This is a genomic window from Shewanella mangrovi (assembly GCF_000753795.1).
GTDB lineage: Bacteria > Pseudomonadota > Gammaproteobacteria > Enterobacterales > Shewanellaceae > Shewanella > Shewanella mangrovi.
In genome coordinates this window covers 279,993-296,576 of record NZ_JPEO01000001.1, presented here as the reverse complement: position 1 = coordinate 296,576, position 16,584 = coordinate 279,993, and the positions used below count along the sequence as shown (strand labels likewise).

At 47.6% G+C, this 16,584-nt stretch carries 13 protein-coding genes; 5 read left to right on the top strand and 8 right to left on the bottom strand.

What is annotated here, in order from left to right:
- Positions 1–8 precede the first annotated feature (8 nt).
- The 4 genes from HR45_RS01170 to HR45_RS01155 all read right to left on the bottom strand — a co-directional run bounded on the left by HR45_RS01170 (position 9) and on the right by HR45_RS01155 (position 3,716).
- Positions 9–791, bottom strand: a complete 783-nt coding sequence (locus tag HR45_RS01170; RefSeq protein ID WP_241461032.1) for an ETEC_3214 domain-containing protein — start codon at positions 789–791, stop codon at positions 9–11.
- A 5-nt stretch (positions 792–796) separates the two neighbouring features.
- Positions 797–1,522 carry a hypothetical protein gene (locus tag HR45_RS01165; protein ID WP_156103982.1) on the bottom strand — a complete coding sequence of 242 codons (726 nt, stop codon included), beginning with the start codon at positions 1,520–1,522 and terminating at the stop codon, positions 797–799.
- A 108-nt stretch (positions 1,523–1,630) separates the two neighbouring features.
- A complete protein-coding gene (locus HR45_RS01160; protein WP_037438867.1) occupies positions 1,631–2,692 on the bottom strand; it encodes a CsgG/HfaB family protein in 1,062 nt (353 codons plus the stop codon).
- A gap of 172 nt (positions 2,693–2,864) precedes the next feature.
- Entirely contained in the window at positions 2,865–3,716 is an 852-nt protein-coding gene (locus HR45_RS01155; protein WP_037438865.1) for a cobalamin-binding protein, read from the bottom strand.
- A 254-nt stretch (positions 3,717–3,970) separates the two neighbouring features.
- Here HR45_RS01155 and HR45_RS01150 point away from each other — a divergent pair, with 254 nt between their 5' ends.
- The 5 genes from HR45_RS01150 (at position 3,971) to HR45_RS01130 (ending at position 10,598) form a co-directional block, all read left to right on the top strand.
- Positions 3,971–5,353 (top strand): glycerophosphodiester phosphodiesterase, encoded by a 1,383-nt coding sequence (locus tag HR45_RS01150; protein ID WP_156103981.1) that lies wholly within the window; start codon positions 3,971–3,973, stop codon positions 5,351–5,353.
- 12 nt (positions 5,354–5,365) lie between these two features.
- A complete protein-coding gene (locus HR45_RS01145) occupies positions 5,366–7,690 on the top strand; it encodes a carboxypeptidase-like regulatory domain-containing protein (RefSeq protein ID WP_037438861.1) in 2,325 nt (774 codons plus the stop codon).
- An 8-nt stretch (positions 7,691–7,698) separates the two neighbouring features.
- Positions 7,699–9,372: a hypothetical protein gene (locus HR45_RS01140; protein ID WP_037438859.1), complete on the top strand. Its 1,674-nt coding sequence runs from the start codon at positions 7,699–7,701 to the stop codon at positions 9,370–9,372.
- Between the two features lie 217 nt (positions 9,373–9,589).
- Positions 9,590–9,805, top strand: coding sequence for a hypothetical protein (locus HR45_RS01135; RefSeq protein WP_037438857.1), 216 nt, complete (start codon positions 9,590–9,592; stop codon positions 9,803–9,805).
- Between the two features lie 226 nt (positions 9,806–10,031).
- Positions 10,032–10,598: a hypothetical protein gene (locus HR45_RS01130; RefSeq protein ID WP_037438854.1), complete on the top strand. Its 567-nt coding sequence runs from the start codon at positions 10,032–10,034 to the stop codon at positions 10,596–10,598.
- Between the two features lie 83 nt (positions 10,599–10,681).
- Here the strand turns inward: HR45_RS01130 and HR45_RS01125 are convergent, their stop codons facing one another.
- The 4 genes from HR45_RS01125 to HR45_RS01110 all read right to left on the bottom strand — a co-directional run bounded on the left by HR45_RS01125 (position 10,682) and on the right by HR45_RS01110 (position 16,536).
- Positions 10,682–12,310 carry a methyl-accepting chemotaxis protein gene (locus HR45_RS01125; RefSeq protein WP_037438852.1) on the bottom strand — a complete coding sequence of 543 codons (1,629 nt, stop codon included), beginning with the start codon at positions 12,308–12,310 and terminating at the stop codon, positions 10,682–10,684.
- 153 nt (positions 12,311–12,463) lie between these two features.
- Positions 12,464–14,356 (bottom strand): methyl-accepting chemotaxis protein, encoded by a 1,893-nt coding sequence (locus HR45_RS01120; protein WP_241461031.1) that lies wholly within the window; start codon positions 14,354–14,356, stop codon positions 12,464–12,466.
- Between the two features lie 251 nt (positions 14,357–14,607).
- Complete coding sequence (locus tag HR45_RS01115; RefSeq protein WP_037438848.1) at positions 14,608–15,624, bottom strand: AraC family transcriptional regulator ligand-binding domain-containing protein; 1,017 nt, start codon at positions 15,622–15,624, stop codon at positions 14,608–14,610.
- Positions 15,625–16,536, bottom strand: a complete 912-nt coding sequence (locus HR45_RS01110) for a GGDEF domain-containing protein (RefSeq protein WP_037438846.1) — start codon at positions 16,534–16,536, stop codon at positions 15,625–15,627.
- Positions 16,537–16,584: the final 48 nt, after the last annotated feature.

Below are 16,584 nucleotides of genomic sequence, written 5' to 3'. Positions count from 1 at the left end.
CTTCATCCTTAAAAATAAGCATTAAATTCGTATTTAGTGAGTAAAGAGTCAGCGATAAATTTACTATCCAGCTCCGATACCGAATAGAAACTCATAGGCTGTTGCTGCAACTTACTTGCTAAGGCCTTTTGCGCAGCAGTATCGCCTTGCATCTCCGCTTGTTCTAACTGCTCTAGCGGTTTCTGCGCATCTGTCGCAACGTTACCGTATTCGGTAAAGCCAACCAGTAGATGCAGATTCATCCCTTGCAGCCCTAAACTGTCTTCAACCATGAAGTAACGTAGGTTGCGACTGTCGTACCAATAGTGATTACTATCGCTGACCGCCTGTGCCAGGCTATTTTTATGAAGCAACTGCTTTGTAAAAGGTACCGCCGGTGTAAACCCATCTAATAATGGATTATTGAAGGGTAAGCTGTGCACAGTTACCGCAACCACACGCTCCTTATCAACAATCAGCGCTAACAGATATTTCTGCTGCTTGTAATAGCGGTACTCATAACGATTATCAAGCGCAGAGGTTTTCACCACCTGCGGGATCCCTAATCGCTGTTCGACAAACGGTAAGTAGTTGCCTACATCGATGTCGGCCACCACTTTGTCTTCGATCTGATTGGTAAAGTGCGCAACAAAGCCTTCATAAGCTTCAACCGCCAGTGCCTTGGTATCGGCCCAGTTACCAAGCCCCATTAGCATCACTGCAATAAACACAACTGTGTTACGTAGTTTCGCCAAACGAGGCCATTTACTCGAAGAGCCCATCAAATTTTGCCCTAAAGGTAATTGAGACACAGACGTTATTTCACCTCTTGCTGCTTAAGAGTCTCGAGATCGTTCATTAACGAGTCGACAGTATCCGACAGTGCTCTCTGAAATAGTTGTTGCTTAGAGGTCGGCGAAAAACTAATCCCTTTACCGTCATATTGCTTCTTCCACAGCACTTGGTTAGCTGACACTACGGAGATCTGCAGTTCGGTAAGTACTTGGTTAGCGCGAGCGACCGTTTGCTGGTTCTTAGCGTTCAGTTTGATACTGCACTGGTGACCTGCAAGAGCTAACTGATATCCGTGTTGAACCAGACCAGCTTCAAGATGTTGCTGAAGTACCCGCTGACCTTGTCCACTTGCTGACACACAAATGGATTGGTTAATCAGCTTTCGCTGTTGTTTAGCCTGCTGCTCACGTTCGGCGGCAACAATATCTTGCTGAGATACTCGAATCGCCGCGTAAACCACGCAGTTTTCTGCGTCCGCCCAACGGTCATAAACAGTGGCATTTTTAAGCAATTGTTGGCTAAACAACGAGGACTGCGAACGGAATTGGCTATTACTCACACCGTCGTGATCGCTTAGAACAGAAGTTTCTTGGCTCGTCACTTGTGAAGATAAAATTTTGCCTAAAGCAATACGTGCTTGTTCATCAGCACGTTTTTCATCTAAAGATTTAAGCCCAGAACACTGGGTCGAACCAACAGTGCGAATAACGCCAGCCTCAATTGCATCACCACTGACCCAATCAGGCATTGTGCGAACAGAATAATAATCAGCGCAACTGCAAGCCCAAAGGCTTGCAGGAAACAACAGCGCAGTCAGCGCTATTAAACGCGCTGCAATGCTCATTAAATTCACGGTTTAAATACGTCCAACACCACTAAGTTGAGACAAAGTTTCGGCATCTGTTTGACGGCTTTTTAGACGCTCTTCACCGAGAATAATATATTTCAACTCATCAACATCGTCAGTTAATGTTTCTGCGTTATGGTAGAATGCATTCGCTTTTTCAATATCGCCAGCATATTCGGCGCAAACGCCATTATTAAATGCTAATGCTACAGACTTATTAAATTCACTCTGAGCCTTAGCAAACATCATGCAGGCATTATCGACGCGTTTATTTTCAGCTAATTCAATCCCCATATCGAAGTATTTATCAGCTTTTTCTGGCATATCAGAATCATCAGATTCAAATAACTCAACATCAACGGTATAAGTATAAGGAGCAACGTCAGCTTTAAAGTCTTCAGCAATAATTGCGTAGGCTCTGCCTCTTAATTCGCTGTCAGACAATAATGCATCACCTTCACCGTTACAGGCATCGGTATCTACAGAACGGGTATAATTCTTAGAAAACAGGATTCGGCCAGTTTCTACAGACACAGCTTTAGGCTCAAATACGGCAACAGCGGTGTGTTTGGTACATTGAACTGTGGCATCGTAGGTATTTTTACATTTCTTATCAGAGCACTTAGATACTGTTTTGCTGTAGTGAGTCGAATTGATATTCGCTCCTAAAGTGCCTGACACGATTGTATCTGCGCCAGTAAACTTACCCAATTTAACTCGCGTAGCATTGTCTGCTAATAAGCTTTCAGTAAATTTTTGCTCTTTAATTGCTTTTTCTAAAGTTGAGCGATCGACCAAGGTAAAATAAGGAGCAGAATTAACTGTAATGCCGGACAAATTACTTTCAAGGAAGGAAACCGCGCCATCATTACGTTGTTCCATTACTGCAATTCGACGAATTTTTTCAGCACCAGAAATATTGGCAGGTTTTACATATGAGACAGGAACTGTAGGAGACGTAAATGCATTTTTCATATCCTCCAGACTGTTTTGTAAAGTTTTAGCAATATTACAACCGCTCAAAAAAACAACAGCACATGAAAGCGTTAAAAAGGTAAATTCCTTTCTCATTAGCAACATCCTTGAATGTAAAATACTCAGTAGAGTTCGGTTTTTACATCTAGATTTACAGGACGGCAATATTTTTTACTAAAAGTTCATAAATTTTGAGCTATTTTGTGATCAATATAAATAAAGAAATTAACAAATATTAATTTAGTGATTAATGAATTAATATTTGTAATTATTTCCGTACTTTATCTAATGCATCACACATCTGTTGCATTCCTAATAATGCGCGGGGAGTTTGTCGCTGCAAAATATCGGCATCTATTGAGAATATGTGTTGCTGATTTACTGCCGGAATTTCCGGCCAACGCTGCCAGTCAATCGTTTGTGGATTACCCGTTTCTTTAGAGCTGATGATCACTTGTGGCTGAGTGAGTAACACCTTCTCTAAGCTGACTTGCGGATAAGGTGACGACGCATCGTAAAACACATTTTCGCCTTGGCAGACATCAATAATTTGTTGCACCCAACTACCTTTGGCAACAGTCATCATGGGATTTGACCACAGCTGATAGAAAAGTTTGACCTTGGGCTTGTGGGCATTTTGCTCGATTAACTGGTTAAGCCGTTGCCGGTATTGCGCCGCTTGCTGCTGTGCCTGTGGCAAATGATCAGTCAGTTTTCCGAGCGCTTCCATTTCGTCTGCAACTTGTACCAAAGTATCGGGGTGACTCATGTAGAGCTTAAATCCCAACGACTTAATTCTCGCCAGCATTTCTGGGCTATTACCGCCTTGCCACGCCACCACTAAATCGGGCTGCAACTGCATGAGTCTGTCCAACTGAATACCTTGAAAGCCACCAATACGAGGTATGGCCTTTGCAGCCTGCGGATAATCAGCAAATTCAGTCGCTGCCACAATTTCATCGCCGGCACCAATAGCATAAAGCAGTTCAACAGCATGAGGGGCTAGAGCCACGATACGCATAGGTTTCGCAGCCGTTGCTTGCGCCGCACAGAGATGGCTCACAACCAGCAAGCATCCTCCGATAGCGACACTTTGCACTCGATAATTCAGCCTAATCATTCCCAATCCACAGTGACAACGCTCTATTAAGGCGCAGGTTAACGGTAAAGCGCTAACATTACCAGTCGCATATATAGCTATCAAACCGCACAGAATTGCGGCAAAAACTCACAATTAGCAAATAAAAGTACAGATAATGTTTCAAAAAGGTTGATTGTCATAAAGCATCAAAATAACATTGAATTTAATCAATAAGATAACTACACAAAACAGTATCCCACGTGCAATTAAATTTACATAAAAGTGCTGTAACCTTGATAGTTTCAGCCGGATTATTGCTATCTGGCTGCCAATCGACGTCAAAACCGACAGAAGATTTAAAACCAGATCCTGAACAAACAGCACTGCAGCAGGCCTTTGCTGCACGCGGGTTCCATCGTACACCACTCGGTAATATCAACTATATGGGGGACAACGCCTGTGGTGGCATGCAATTGCAAGCGCATCGCGGCTCAATCCGTTATAACGAGAACTCCATTAATGCCGTGATTGATGCACTCGATAATCAATTTCGTGTGGTTGAGATTGACGTACGCCTGACCAACGATGATGTCTGGGTAATTCACCACGATAAAGCCACCGGCCGCGCCGATGGCACAGTGGATAACCAACGTCGAAAAATTGCCAACATCAATTACAAAAAGCAATGGGGCTATCTGCGTGAGCGCAATCTTGATACAGGCCAATTAACCAACACCGTACCGCCAAGTTTTTTGGCACTGGCGAAAGCTTTCCGTCTTAGCGCCAGACACGGGCAACAGTTGAACATTGAGATCAAAGGGCGTGCAGGTAAGAACGCCATAGAAATGTTGGACTACCTCGCGTTCAAAACGCTTGGTGAAGGACAATACTTTTATTCCAGCCTCGAACTCGACACGCTGAGCAAAATGCGGAATATCAACGATACCGTGCCGCTGTATTTCATTCAGCGCCCAGCGTTGGCTTCATTGCAGCAATTATCTCACGATATGCAACGTGGCGCAGGCAATGATCCGCTGTATGAACGCAATAAGTCATTGATTGAGGATTTTGAAGATTTCGGCACGCGCCATTATCGCGAGCGCCGCTACGACAACCCCAAGGGATTTGCACAACTCAAACGCAAACTGCAACGTAACTTCGGTTTAGTGGTGGATATTCGCCAGTACGCCAAGGAATCGGCGCGTTTAACCCGTTTAGCCCGCGCCAATGGTGTGCCATTAGCAAGCTATACGGTTAATGGACAGTCATTTCACGCCAACTTGTTGAGCAAGCTACCTCAGTCGCAGCGCCCCGATTACGCCATCATCGACGACACTCAGTATGGTTTCTGCCGCCGTTATAACTTACCACCAATGCAAGCCTATCAGGGCAGTAGCGAACTGACGAAGCAGATGGCGCAATTGCCACAGGACCTTGATTTGCAAAGGCTATCACTGTTAACGACGTATTTTCCACAACACCTCTACCCTACGATTGATGGCAGCTTGAAATCATTTGGCAGCCAGCAAGCAGGCCCGGTCGATATTCCCGGACAAAATACCTACATTCCGGTGTTTCTCGATACCCATGCAGGACCTAAACAGCAGCAAACTGAGGTTGATTTAACCCCTGCTGATGCCATTCAAATTGAGATCCGCCAAAAACAACAAGACTAATCCCATACGCTGATGAAGATAAAACCCCGTTACTGGCGCATTTTATTTGTGCTGATGAGCGCTGTTTACCTGCTACCGGAAGCCATTTTTAATGCGCAACTGGTATCGCTGATTGGTTTAGGTACTCCGAAACCAGAACAGCTAGAACACTTAGAGATTTATGGCCGCACGATTTCTGGCATTGGCGTCAGTTTGTTACTGGCCGATTTACTGCCTGCACGCTGCTTTCGCACAGCAATGCGCGGTGTGCTCAGCTTAGTGCTGCTGACATTAGTGGTATGGCCCAGCGTATTCTTTGGCCAAAAGTATCTGGTGGAAAAACTGTTGGTGCGGCCTTCTTCCGCAGAACAGCGCCAATTTGCCACGCTCAGTGCTGCCTTGCGCGATGCACTCGCGGCCAACGCAGTGGAAATTTCCGGGCTCAATTACGACCCGCAGGAACTGCACTCTTCTGAAAATCTCACCTTTCTGGCGCTGTTTGGCGGCATGGCATACGGCGATCACAATCTCGCCAGCAATCTCGACCAGTATAAAGAACGCATTATCGCTAACTTTGTGCAAAAGCGTGCCTATGCGCAGTTTGAACAAAGCTACCAAGATTACGGTCAGCTCTATCAGGAGCTATCACGCAGCTATCAGCAATATGCCGAGGGTTCAAACCGCTACAACCAAACGCTGGCGGATATTCCCAAGCGCGAACAGGGCTATTGGCAGCAGGTAGAGCAGCAAATTAACAGTGGTTGGCAACAATACCAACAAGCGCAAAAGGCACAAATTGCCAAAGCAGAAGCTAGAGCGCAGAAATATGGACCGAAGATTTATGACTACTTTGAAGCCAAGGGCAAATGCCAAAAGCGCTACGATAAATATTCTGAACGCGAACGCCGAGCAGAATGCATCACCCGCTTAGATGCGCGCTATAAAACCGAAGTGAGTAAAGCCGGGCTCGGTTATATTGAGCCAGATTACTGGTTGATAGTGGAAGACATCAGCACGACTGAAAACGTTACCAACAGCGCCATCATGGGGGTGCTTACCGGTGGTATTTATACCGCCATGCAAGCCTTAAGCGCAGCAACGGGCGGCGATGGCGGCTTCAAAGATAAACGCTATAAATACACTGACGATCCCGATTTTTATCGTGAAAAATTTTTAGCGCTGCCCAAGTTTCAAGCCTTGTTTGAACAACAAACTGGCTATCCCTACGGCATTAGCCAATTTAGCGATTTTCGTATCCATGACCATACCCAAGTCTTACTGCGCCAACATTTTAACAAGCAGGGTTTGACCTTAGCCGAAAACTGGCAAATAGCAGACCGTCAGAGCTTTTACACAGCGGTTGCCAGCAAGGTGAAACAGGAAGCTGACCAACGTTGGCGTAATGAGATGGCCAAACGCGGACTGTCGCTGCCAATCAACTTAACCTGGCAGCAGTTCCAGTTACACCCGTCGGTACAACGCAAGATTGCCGCGCGCATGGGCGATCTCTACGTCGACAATATTCACGCCGATTGGAACCAAGCCAACTTTAAACAGTATGTGCTGGAGCCCAATATTCAAAAGCGCACCACGCAATATCTGGCGATGTTGAAAGAAGCTGAGCAAGAATTTGCCGATGGCGGCAAGTACGCCGAACATGGCAAGCAAGCGTTGCGCTCGGTCATCATTCCGCCGATTTCAATGTCGCTCAGCCTGTTTTTGATCTGTATGACGCTGCTAAAACTACCGCTGAAAACCGCCGAGCTGTTTATCAAGCCCAGCGATAATGCCAGCGAACGTACTAAAGTGAAGCGTATCACCATGACATCGCTTAAGTTTTTGCCGCTGTTACTACTCATCAGCTTGCCACCGCTGCTGGTACATAATCGCTACACAGCACGAAGCGACAGCCCAGTAAACTACTTCCTTGGCAAGGTGACTGAGTCCAGCAATCCGCTATTTTCCTATGCTCTGCGCTGGACGCTACATGTGCAGCCGCTGCTACACCCGTTGGGATTGACCTTTGAACAGTACAGCCACATCTACCAGCATTTTTCCCCGTTAGCGCATGCGCTCGCCAAGCTGGACATCACCCAGCAATTACTCGACAGCAGTGATGTGCGCCGCAAAGCCGAGCAACTCATCAAGCAGCAAACCACGCTGCAAGTGAACTGTGATGCCAACGATGCAGTAATTCGCATCATGAATATTGGCCCACGTTTCCAACAGGGCATGACACTGAAACCAGGCAATTACGATATTCAGGTGACCGCTCCCGGTTATCAAACTTACCGCAGCTGGCACACCTTAGATGCTGGTGCACAACAACTTTCAATTGAATTAACTCCCTTGGGCTGAGGAATAACATGCAACACTGCAACCAACCCATTTTTAGTAATGATAAGTTTTGCGGCCATTGTGGCGACAGCGTCGCAAATGACAGTCTTAAAGTGAAAGGCATTGAGCAGGTATCACCGGAGGTGATGCAACAACTGCGCAGCGTCTATCCGAATGCACGAGTGGTCAGTGGCAAAGTCGTTTCCACCTACTATTACAAACGTAAGTTTGTAAATAATAACAATAACTTGATCTATGGATACTGGTGGATTGAGCTGCAAGATGAAAACGGTAATATCGAGGCGACCTCGATTGAGGCCGAGGATGAGTTTTTTAATTCAATTCAAAAAGGTGATGTGCTCACCGTGCTCTACCCAACGAGCTTTACCTTGGCTTATCGCATCGCCGACAGTGATGCACGCAAGGTGGTCAAACACAACAATACGGCCCCTTGCGTAATCAACCATTTGCCGACGCAGCAGCGCTCAATCCGCGGGCGGGAGTTAGATCCTCCGGCACGTAAAACCGCATCAATATGGTTTTGGCTGTGGGTTACCATCAGCTCTGTGGCGTATTTTTGGTTGAATCTAGGCCCTGTTGAATATGCCATTGGCGCGGGGGCAATCGCGGCGCTTATTTGCTATCTGATCGAACGTAAACGCAATCAGACCAAGTACGAGGCCGGCCAACATCGCTTTACTGTGCTCAAACAAAGTATGCAACAGCTGCTCAGTATCAGCCGCGAAGATTTGGGTTATCACCTACAACAGCGGCCAAATCAAGCCAGCGATGTTATCTGTTTTAGCTGTAACAGCCGCATTCCGCAGGCGGTTAATTATTGCGTAAGCTGTGGTGTAGATCAGCAAGCGCAGCGCGACAACCTAAGTAGCATCGTTGAACAAGAGACCGAGTTGATGCGTGAATATGGTCTCAAATATAAAGAAGCTTACATCCACAAAAACGTGATGAGTGCCGATCAACATGGCACTGTCGCCATCCGCTGTTTTATGGCCAAAGTGCTCAGCAAAGAGGTCGAATCTGACGTTTCAGATGTGTCGATCACCACCACCTCGACCACCACCACCGATCATTATTACGGCAGTCGTTATAGCCACAGCACCTCAAGCACGAGTACCCGCACCGACCGAAATCGCGATACCGGTATCAGCGGTGAAGTAGAAATGCTGAGTGAAGATGGCAGCAGAATTACCTGGCAATTTAGCGAAGAAGTGTTGGGCGACCTTGATGTCGGCGATTGGGTCTACTTTAGCTACAGTGACGTCAACATTGGCGACACAAAACAATACAACCGTGAATGTGGCATCAATATCACCAAGAACCGTGAATACTCTCCACGTACTTTTGCTGGTTTCGGCGGATTTACTGGCCAAGGATTATGGTGGGTACTGGCGATCTTTTTCGCCGCTTGGACCTACAGCGATTTTCGCGCGCCGCTGTTCCCATTGCTGGATCTGACCTATAACAGTGTGACCGCCCATTTATACCAGCAACGCTGGTTTGTGAAATGCTTACCACTGTTGATATTTGGCGTATTCAACCTCTATTTGATGCTGCACAGTTATATCTACAGCCGCCGCAATCACCAACGCCAGCAGCAAGTCTTAGCCGCGATGCACGACAAAGTTGCGGCGGTGCGCACTAACCTGAAAGCGATCCAAGCCAAAATCAATGCCTGGGGTTAGTCCATCGTCGAGTAAGTGCGCTAAGCGTACTTACTCGAGGTTCGCGTAAAAACAGTAGCGATAAGTACAACTTTTCGGTCAGAATAGCGAATAGCAAAAAATCATTTATTAACAATACTATGATTTTTAAAGAATAATTTATTGGCACTACACTTGCTAGATTGAGTAACAACGATACATTGTCTTCAGTTTTGTTATTTATCAGGGAGAGAGTCTCATGGGTCCGTTTGAAGTGGCAGTTGTCGCCATTGTTTGTGGTATTGTTTATAAGATTGCCAACACCTATCTGGAACACAAGGGTGCATTGGTCGCCGAAGAAGAGATCAATCAACTGCGTCAAGAGCTGAGCGATATGAAGCAGCGTCTGGTGACCTTGGAGCGAATTGTGACGGACGAAGGTTACGACTTAAAAAGCAAGTTCGAGAACTTATAGCCAGCCTTTGTGGCGTCTGTTTGCAATAGCATTCAGTTGTCTGCGCAGACGCCTTAATCACCTTTCTGTCAGCTTTCCTTCAGCTAGCGTGGGTAATATCAATTACATACTGTTAGCATTCAAGCATCTGGCACCAGCATTGACTATGCTAGTTAACACCATGTGCAGCTCGTTTGTTTGGCATTGCGACTGTCGCCACAAACGCACGACGCTTAAGGATAGCCCTATGAACAAATCCATATTTTCTATTGCCTGTACAACTGCCGTATTGTTGTTCGGTAACACGATCATCAATGCCGCCCAAGCGGCGCCGCAAGAGCAACATCAAAACAAAGGTCATGCGGACAAAGGGAAGGCAAACGAACATAAATCCTATGGCGATCAGCAGCAACGCCAGGAATACGATAATCGCGGCAAAGGCAACGACAAAGATAAGCATAAATTCAAGGATAAAGATAAAGGGAACGGCAAACAGCCGATGGCGCTGGAACGTGCCAATCCCCACTCTAATGCTGCCTACGCCCTCAGCACTCACAATAAACATGTGATGCAAAAACACTATCATCGCATTCTCGGCAAGGTCGATCGCCACCGTCGTCCTAAGTTCAACCAAGGTGAAGTGATTCCAGACAGATATCGCCCTTATATCACGCCTGCTCCGCAAACGTTGGTGCATCGCTTAACTGACCTGCCCCGAGGCTGCGATGTGGGCTACTACCAGGGTTATACCGTTGTTTATGACCCAAAGACCTTCGTGATAGTGTCCTTGGTTGACCTGCTGCTGAATAACTAAACTGGCATCAAAAGGGGAACTCAATGAGTTCCCCTTTTTTAACGCGCTAATTCACGTTTCGAGCATGCAAAATAGGCTAATGCTTACAGCTCAAATTTGGCCAAACGGTCTTTTAATCCATGTGCCAACTTACTGATTTCACCACAGGCAATCGCCGTTTGTGATGCGCCCTCAGCCATCTCGTTAGAAGCAGCATTAATCTGTTCCACGCTGCGATTCAGATCTTCAGAAACGGCATTTTGTTCACTACAGGCGGTGGCAATTTGGGTACTCATATTGGCAATATCATTGACCGATTGTTCAATTTCACCAATCTGCGTTGAGGCATGCTGTGCTTGATCAACACAGGCCACAATGCCGTCGCGACACTGTTCACTGGAGCGCCCCATCAGTTTCGATTTTTGCTGCAGTTGCTCAACAATATCGACGATCTGTTTGGTGGATTCCTGAGTACGCTGTGCCAATGACCGTACCTCATCGGCAACCACCGCAAAACCACGCCCCTGCTCGCCAGCGCGCGCTGCTTCAATCGCGGCATTCAGCGCCAGCAAGTTAGTTTGCTCAGCGATGCCGCCAATAACATCCACGACCATATTGATATCATTAGAGCTGTTTTCTAACTCAGTCGCCAGTCGTCCCGATTCATCAATAGTGGCCGAAACATTGGAAATAACATCAATCATTTGGTTCAAGGTACGGCTGCCTTGCTGTGCCATCCCCGAAGACCCGTTAGCCGCATCGGCCGCTTGCTCGGTATTTTGAGCCACTTCCGCAACCGCGGCTTGCATCTCAGTCATAGCTGACGCCACCGAGCTTAATTCCAACTGTTGGCTTTGCATTCCGGCAGCGGTTTGCGAGGAGATAGCACTCACCTCCTCCACCGCAGAGGTCAGTTGAATGGTCGCATCATTCACCTCTGTGACTAAGTCGTTGAGATTAGTCTGCATGCGACCAATCTGCCTTAATAAGCTGCCGAGTTCATCTTGGCTTAGGCTGTTATCGTCCAGCACATTATTGAGCTTACCGTTGGCGATGGCGGATGCCAGTGTCAGCGCATGTTGCACGGGTTGGCGAATAGAGTGAATCAACCCCATTGAGGCAACAATGATGACCACCACCACCAATAGTCCCCCAACACCAGCAACCCAAGAGGTAGTCGTTAGTCGTTGTTTTACGGTTTGCTCAATGTCGGTGATTGCGACTTCATTGACTTTCACCGCATCATTTAGACTCTCAATCGCCGACACATATTGCCCAAAGCTGTTTAACACCACCTCGTTGGCACGCTGCAAGTTTCCATCGGCAAGATATTGATTATATTGCGCTGTTGCGGTGCGGTAACTCTGCCAGTCTTGTTTAAAATTGGCTAATGCCTGCTGCTCGGCAGCCGAGAGCGACAAGGCTTCATAGTCTTGGATTTTCGCGGTTAATAATCCTCGCTTTTGCTCTAAGTCCGTTAACCATTCTCCCAGTCGCGAATCCTTTGCATTGGGGATGAGTGAAAACTCATCTTTACGAATATCAGTTAAGATCACTTGAATCGTTTTCAGTGTGCTGATCGATGGTAAACTCTCAGTACTGATAGTTTCTACGTTTGCTTCAAGCTTGGAGAGACTGACACTCATCACCACGCTGATAGCAACGAAGATAATAAAAACAAGCGCGAAACTGCCCCAGATTTTTTTCCCAACACTCAAATTACGAAGCACCATATTTATTCACCCAATGCATGTCGATATTTCTAAGCATAGGTGGAATTAGGCGCGTTAGCAGAATAAAAAAAGGAAGCTTAACTGCTTCCTTTTTATGAAGTTAATTAGTGACAACGATTATTTAACTCAGGTCATCGTAGTCCCGGTCGGCGGTCACAGCGAAAAGCGACCAATCAACCCTTTTAGTTGCCCACCAAGCCCAGCCAAGTTCTCTGAAGAATGGGCAATATCATTCGAGGCAGCAGCCGACTCTTCGGCAATATCCCGTACGCGGATCACGCTGCGGTTGATCTCTTCTGCTACGGCTGACTGCTCTTCTGACGCTGCAGCAATTTGATGGTTCATATCCTGAATTGTTGACACCGCTTGGGTGATCTCTTTTAGCATGCCGCCAGCACTACGCGACATCGCCACAGCATCACCACATTGCGTCATACTCTGCTGCATACGACTCATTGACTCCTGACTACCGCTCTGTAAGTTGGTAATCAGTTTTTCAATTTCTACGGCAGAGCTTTGAGTGCGACTGGCAAGACTGCGCACCTCATCCGCCACAACCGCAAAGCCGCGGCCAGCTTCACCTGCGCGCGCCGCTTCAATTGCGGCATTAAGCGCCAATAGATTGGTTTGTTCCGATACCGACTTAATCACGTCCAATACTGCATCAATTTGCTCGGTATCTGTGCGCAATTTTTCCATCGCCATCGACGTTTGATCTAAGCCGTTGGCCAACAATTCGATTTGACGAATCGCCTTGTTCACCATCTCGTCGCCCGCCGTGGTTTTCTCATCGGCTATTTGCGCCGCATGTGAGGCTTGCTCGGCGTTGTCGGCCACCTCCTGCACAGATGCCGTCATCTGATTCACCGCCGTCGCCACCTGATCGGTCTGGCTGCGCTGCTCCTGCATACCAACACTGTTTTGCTCGGTAGCCGCAGAGAGCTGTCCAGCAGCACCTGTTACTTGCTCGACTGACGATTCAATCTGCCCTAACACCTGCTTAAGGGTGCGATTCATCTCACCTATTGCGCGCAGTAAATCCCCCAGCTCATCGGAGCGTTTCGAGTCGACTTGCTGCGATAGATCGCCTTGGGCAATTGCTTGTGCAACAGTAACCGTCAGTTGCAATGGCACAGTGATCTTACGGCCGATAAATAGCGCCGCAAATACACCGATAACACAGGCCATCAAAATAATGCCAATCATCAATTGCTGTTTAGCATTCTTGCTGCTTTGTCGTTCCTGCTGCATATGAGACACCAGTGTACGAATGTGTTGCATCAACTGCTGCGCAGCATCGCCTAGCTGCGCGGATGCATCGTTCAGACGCTGATTCACCACCACCAGCGCTTCGAGCTCGTCATCATAACGATTCAGCACATCCATGGCGGCTGCAGTGTCAAATCCCGTAAGTTGAGAGACTTCGCCACGCAATTGGCTGATAGCATTTTTGGCGGTATTGAGATTGGCACTTGAATCATCGTAAACATAACCACGAATGTAATAACGCAGCATGGTCATCTGTTGACTGACCGCCATAGATTGCTGCATCAACTGGTGATTTTGCGTTTGCTGCGCTTGTTCATTGACGCGATCGACCAGCTCCGCATAGGTATCCACCAAGCGCTTACCTATTTTCGGACCGTTTGCCATTAACGCACGTTTTTGCTGATACTGTTGTGAAAACAACATAATAGCCTGCTCGTAACTGTCCAGCAGTTGGATCGCTTCGGCAATTTGTTGCTGATCGGCCGCGTTAGTAAACTCTTTACCTTGCAGCGCTAGCTCAGACTTGGCATCGGTACTGATCTGCTTCAGTTGATTCACCAGCTTTTCATCACCGCTTGCCATAAACTCAATGCGATAGAGCTTGGCCTGCAGCAAGCTTTTATCCAGCCCGGCAATGGCGTTAAGACGTTCACTACTATGATTGAGTGACACATTAGTTTGGTAACCCACAAATGCCACCAGCAGCATTAATAGCAATACGATGCCAAAGCCTGTATGTAATTTGTACGTTACCGAAATATCATCGAACCTGTTCATCAACCACTTCATCAATACGTCTCCACAGCACTTGATACGGCGCGACTATATCAGCTTATACGTAACAAAATTTTGAGTTGGTTAACCAATCCTCACAAAAGTATCATACATATGATTAATTGAGTTTTTTCAACATTAGCAACAACTTAAAAGACAGCTATTCGTCCAAAGATACATCACTGCTAAAAGGCAGGTTTGGTGAACATACTTGCGGACGCCATCAGTCAGCAGCATATACGGCAAGCAATAGCTCAGCGAAAACTACTGGGCACAACCCCCGTCCAGCGTTTAAATGCACGCCGAAAATTATGCATATCGCTGATATTGAGACAGTCTGCGAGTTGGCGATTGCTGTAGCCATAAATGTCTAATCGCAGTAACACTTCTTCGCGCCGCACTGCATCCTGCAACTGTTGAAAGCTGATGCCATCCTGCTTTAAGCGTCGTTTTAGCGTGGCAGGACTACATTGCAGGTAACTTGCTGCCTGCTCTAAGCTCACGCCGCTATTGAGATTACGCCGACACAAACGTCGCAGCTGCGATTGCAAACTTTCACGATAAGGCCATTGCGATAATGTCGCTCGCGCCTGATTAAACAGTTGCTGACGTCTAAGTGGCGCGGCTTCGGCAAACGGCATAAACAAGCATTCTCGTTTGAGATAGATGGCACAGCAAGGAGCATCAAAACGCAGCTGTTCGCCCAGTGCCGCATGAAAGTGAGGTTGCCAGCGAGGTTCGGCCCAAGGCAAATCGATATGCAGTTGCAGACTGGCGCCGAGTTGCTGGCGTAACAAGGTCCGCAGTGCCGACAACATGGCACTAAACACAAAGCGTTGCTGCGCCCCCAAAGCAAATGACGGTTGTAGTTGCAGTATCAACTCGTCGCTACGTTGCCGCACTCGTAACAGCACCAGCGGCTGTAATAATGGCAGCGACTTGTGTGCCAAGCGCAATGCTTGCGCCAGATTAGCCGCACTTGACCAGAGTGACGTCACCAAGGAGTGATGATTAAGCGCTTGCTGTTGACCATAGAGCAAGGCTAAAGCATCGGACTCGGCATGAAGCTTACATAAGCGTTCAATCAATAACAGCCATTGTGCCGGAGAGATGCAGCGCTGCGGCTCGGTCAGATCGTCGTAAAATAGCCGCGACCCGCGCAGCAATTTATCGATATCCAGTTGTTGCTGCTGTGCCAGCTCGACCAAGCCGCTGACAAGACCAATCGGCAACACGGCATCATTGAGACCAAACCCGGTTGCCAGCGCCATTTACGCCACGCCCTTGGCGGCATAACGACAACGCTTTTGCCATTCGAGTCGCATCGATAGCCTTGCCATCAAGGTGCTGGCCGTTTCATCTTGATCACGCGCAATGGCAACCGTAGTGACAGCGACGGGAGCCGGCGCCACCCGTTGGCCTTGCTGCTGCAAGTCACTCAGCACTGTTTGCGCCACATCGGCATTGGTTTCGGGCAATAGAATCACAAAGCGATCATTGGCAAAACGGCAAGCCAGATCTTGTTTGCGCAGTCTTAGTTCAATCGCCCCCGCCAAGGTGCGTAAACAGTTATCCCCGGCGACCATGCCATAGCGACGGTTAAAATCCGCAAAACCGTTGATATCAATAATTGCCACCGACAGCGGTTTAGCTTGCAACTGATGCAACTCAATTTCGCGCGTTAACTGCAGCATAAAGTAACGCGCGTTATACAGCTGGGTCACCGTATCGATTAGGCTATGTTCACGTTGAAAATGCTCGCGCTGCGCCAGTTGACGATTAATGTGCTGTTGCTCTGCCAACCAATGCAGCAAACCGATAGTGATAAGCACCATACCGATGGGCACCGGAATCGACTCCAACCAGGCAAATATACGGGTGTTGGGATAACGCAGAAATTCGTCCAGCAGATCGAGCCAAGTGGTCAACCAATAGAGACTGGTACCAACGAGCAGCAAGTTAGTGACCTTACCGCGCGGGCGGCTGATCAGCAGCAACCATAACCAAAATAACGCCATGATGCTGGCAGCAAACTCACCGACCACATCAAAAGCATCGATCTGTTGCCACGTTTTGAGTTCACCAGAAAAAGCCGCAGCAATGCCTAATCCCGCCGCCATTAGCAGAGTGAGGAGTAGTTTGCCTTGATGCAGTTTCGGCCATGTAAAAATATGCGTTTTCATACAGGCGAGCCTAAGCGCGCTGTGTTAAACGCTGATGACAATCGACCG

What these genes read in the sequence shown, in the direction of transcription:
- HR45_RS01120 (WP_241461031.1), bottom strand. Translation starts at nt 14,356, where the DNA reads ATGAACAGGTTCGATGATATTTCGGTAACGTACAAATTACATACAGGC.
- HR45_RS01115 (WP_037438848.1), bottom strand. Translation starts at nt 15,624, where the DNA reads ATGGCGCTGGCAACCGGGTTTGGTCTCAATGATGCCGTGTTGCCGATT.
- HR45_RS01155 (WP_037438865.1), bottom strand. Translation starts at nt 3,716, where the DNA reads ATGATTAGGCTGAATTATCGAGTGCAAAGTGTCGCTATCGGAGGATGC.
- HR45_RS01160 (WP_037438867.1), bottom strand. Translation starts at nt 2,692, where the DNA reads ATGAGAAAGGAATTTACCTTTTTAACGCTTTCATGTGCTGTTGTTTTT.
- HR45_RS01110 (WP_037438846.1), bottom strand. Translation starts at nt 16,536, where the DNA reads ATGAAAACGCATATTTTTACATGGCCGAAACTGCATCAAGGCAAACTA.
- HR45_RS01130 (WP_037438854.1), top strand. Translation starts at nt 10,032, where the DNA reads ATGAACAAATCCATATTTTCTATTGCCTGTACAACTGCCGTATTGTTG.
- HR45_RS01135 (WP_037438857.1), top strand. Translation starts at nt 9,590, where the DNA reads ATGGGTCCGTTTGAAGTGGCAGTTGTCGCCATTGTTTGTGGTATTGTT.
- HR45_RS01145 (WP_037438861.1), top strand. Translation starts at nt 5,366, where the DNA reads ATGAAGATAAAACCCCGTTACTGGCGCATTTTATTTGTGCTGATGAGC.
- HR45_RS01125 (WP_037438852.1), bottom strand. Translation starts at nt 12,310, where the DNA reads ATGGTGCTTCGTAATTTGAGTGTTGGGAAAAAAATCTGGGGCAGTTTC.
- HR45_RS01165 (WP_156103982.1), bottom strand. Translation starts at nt 1,522, where the DNA reads ATGCCTGATTGGGTCAGTGGTGATGCAATTGAGGCTGGCGTTATTCGC.
- HR45_RS01140 (WP_037438859.1), top strand. Translation starts at nt 7,699, where the DNA reads ATGCAACACTGCAACCAACCCATTTTTAGTAATGATAAGTTTTGCGGC.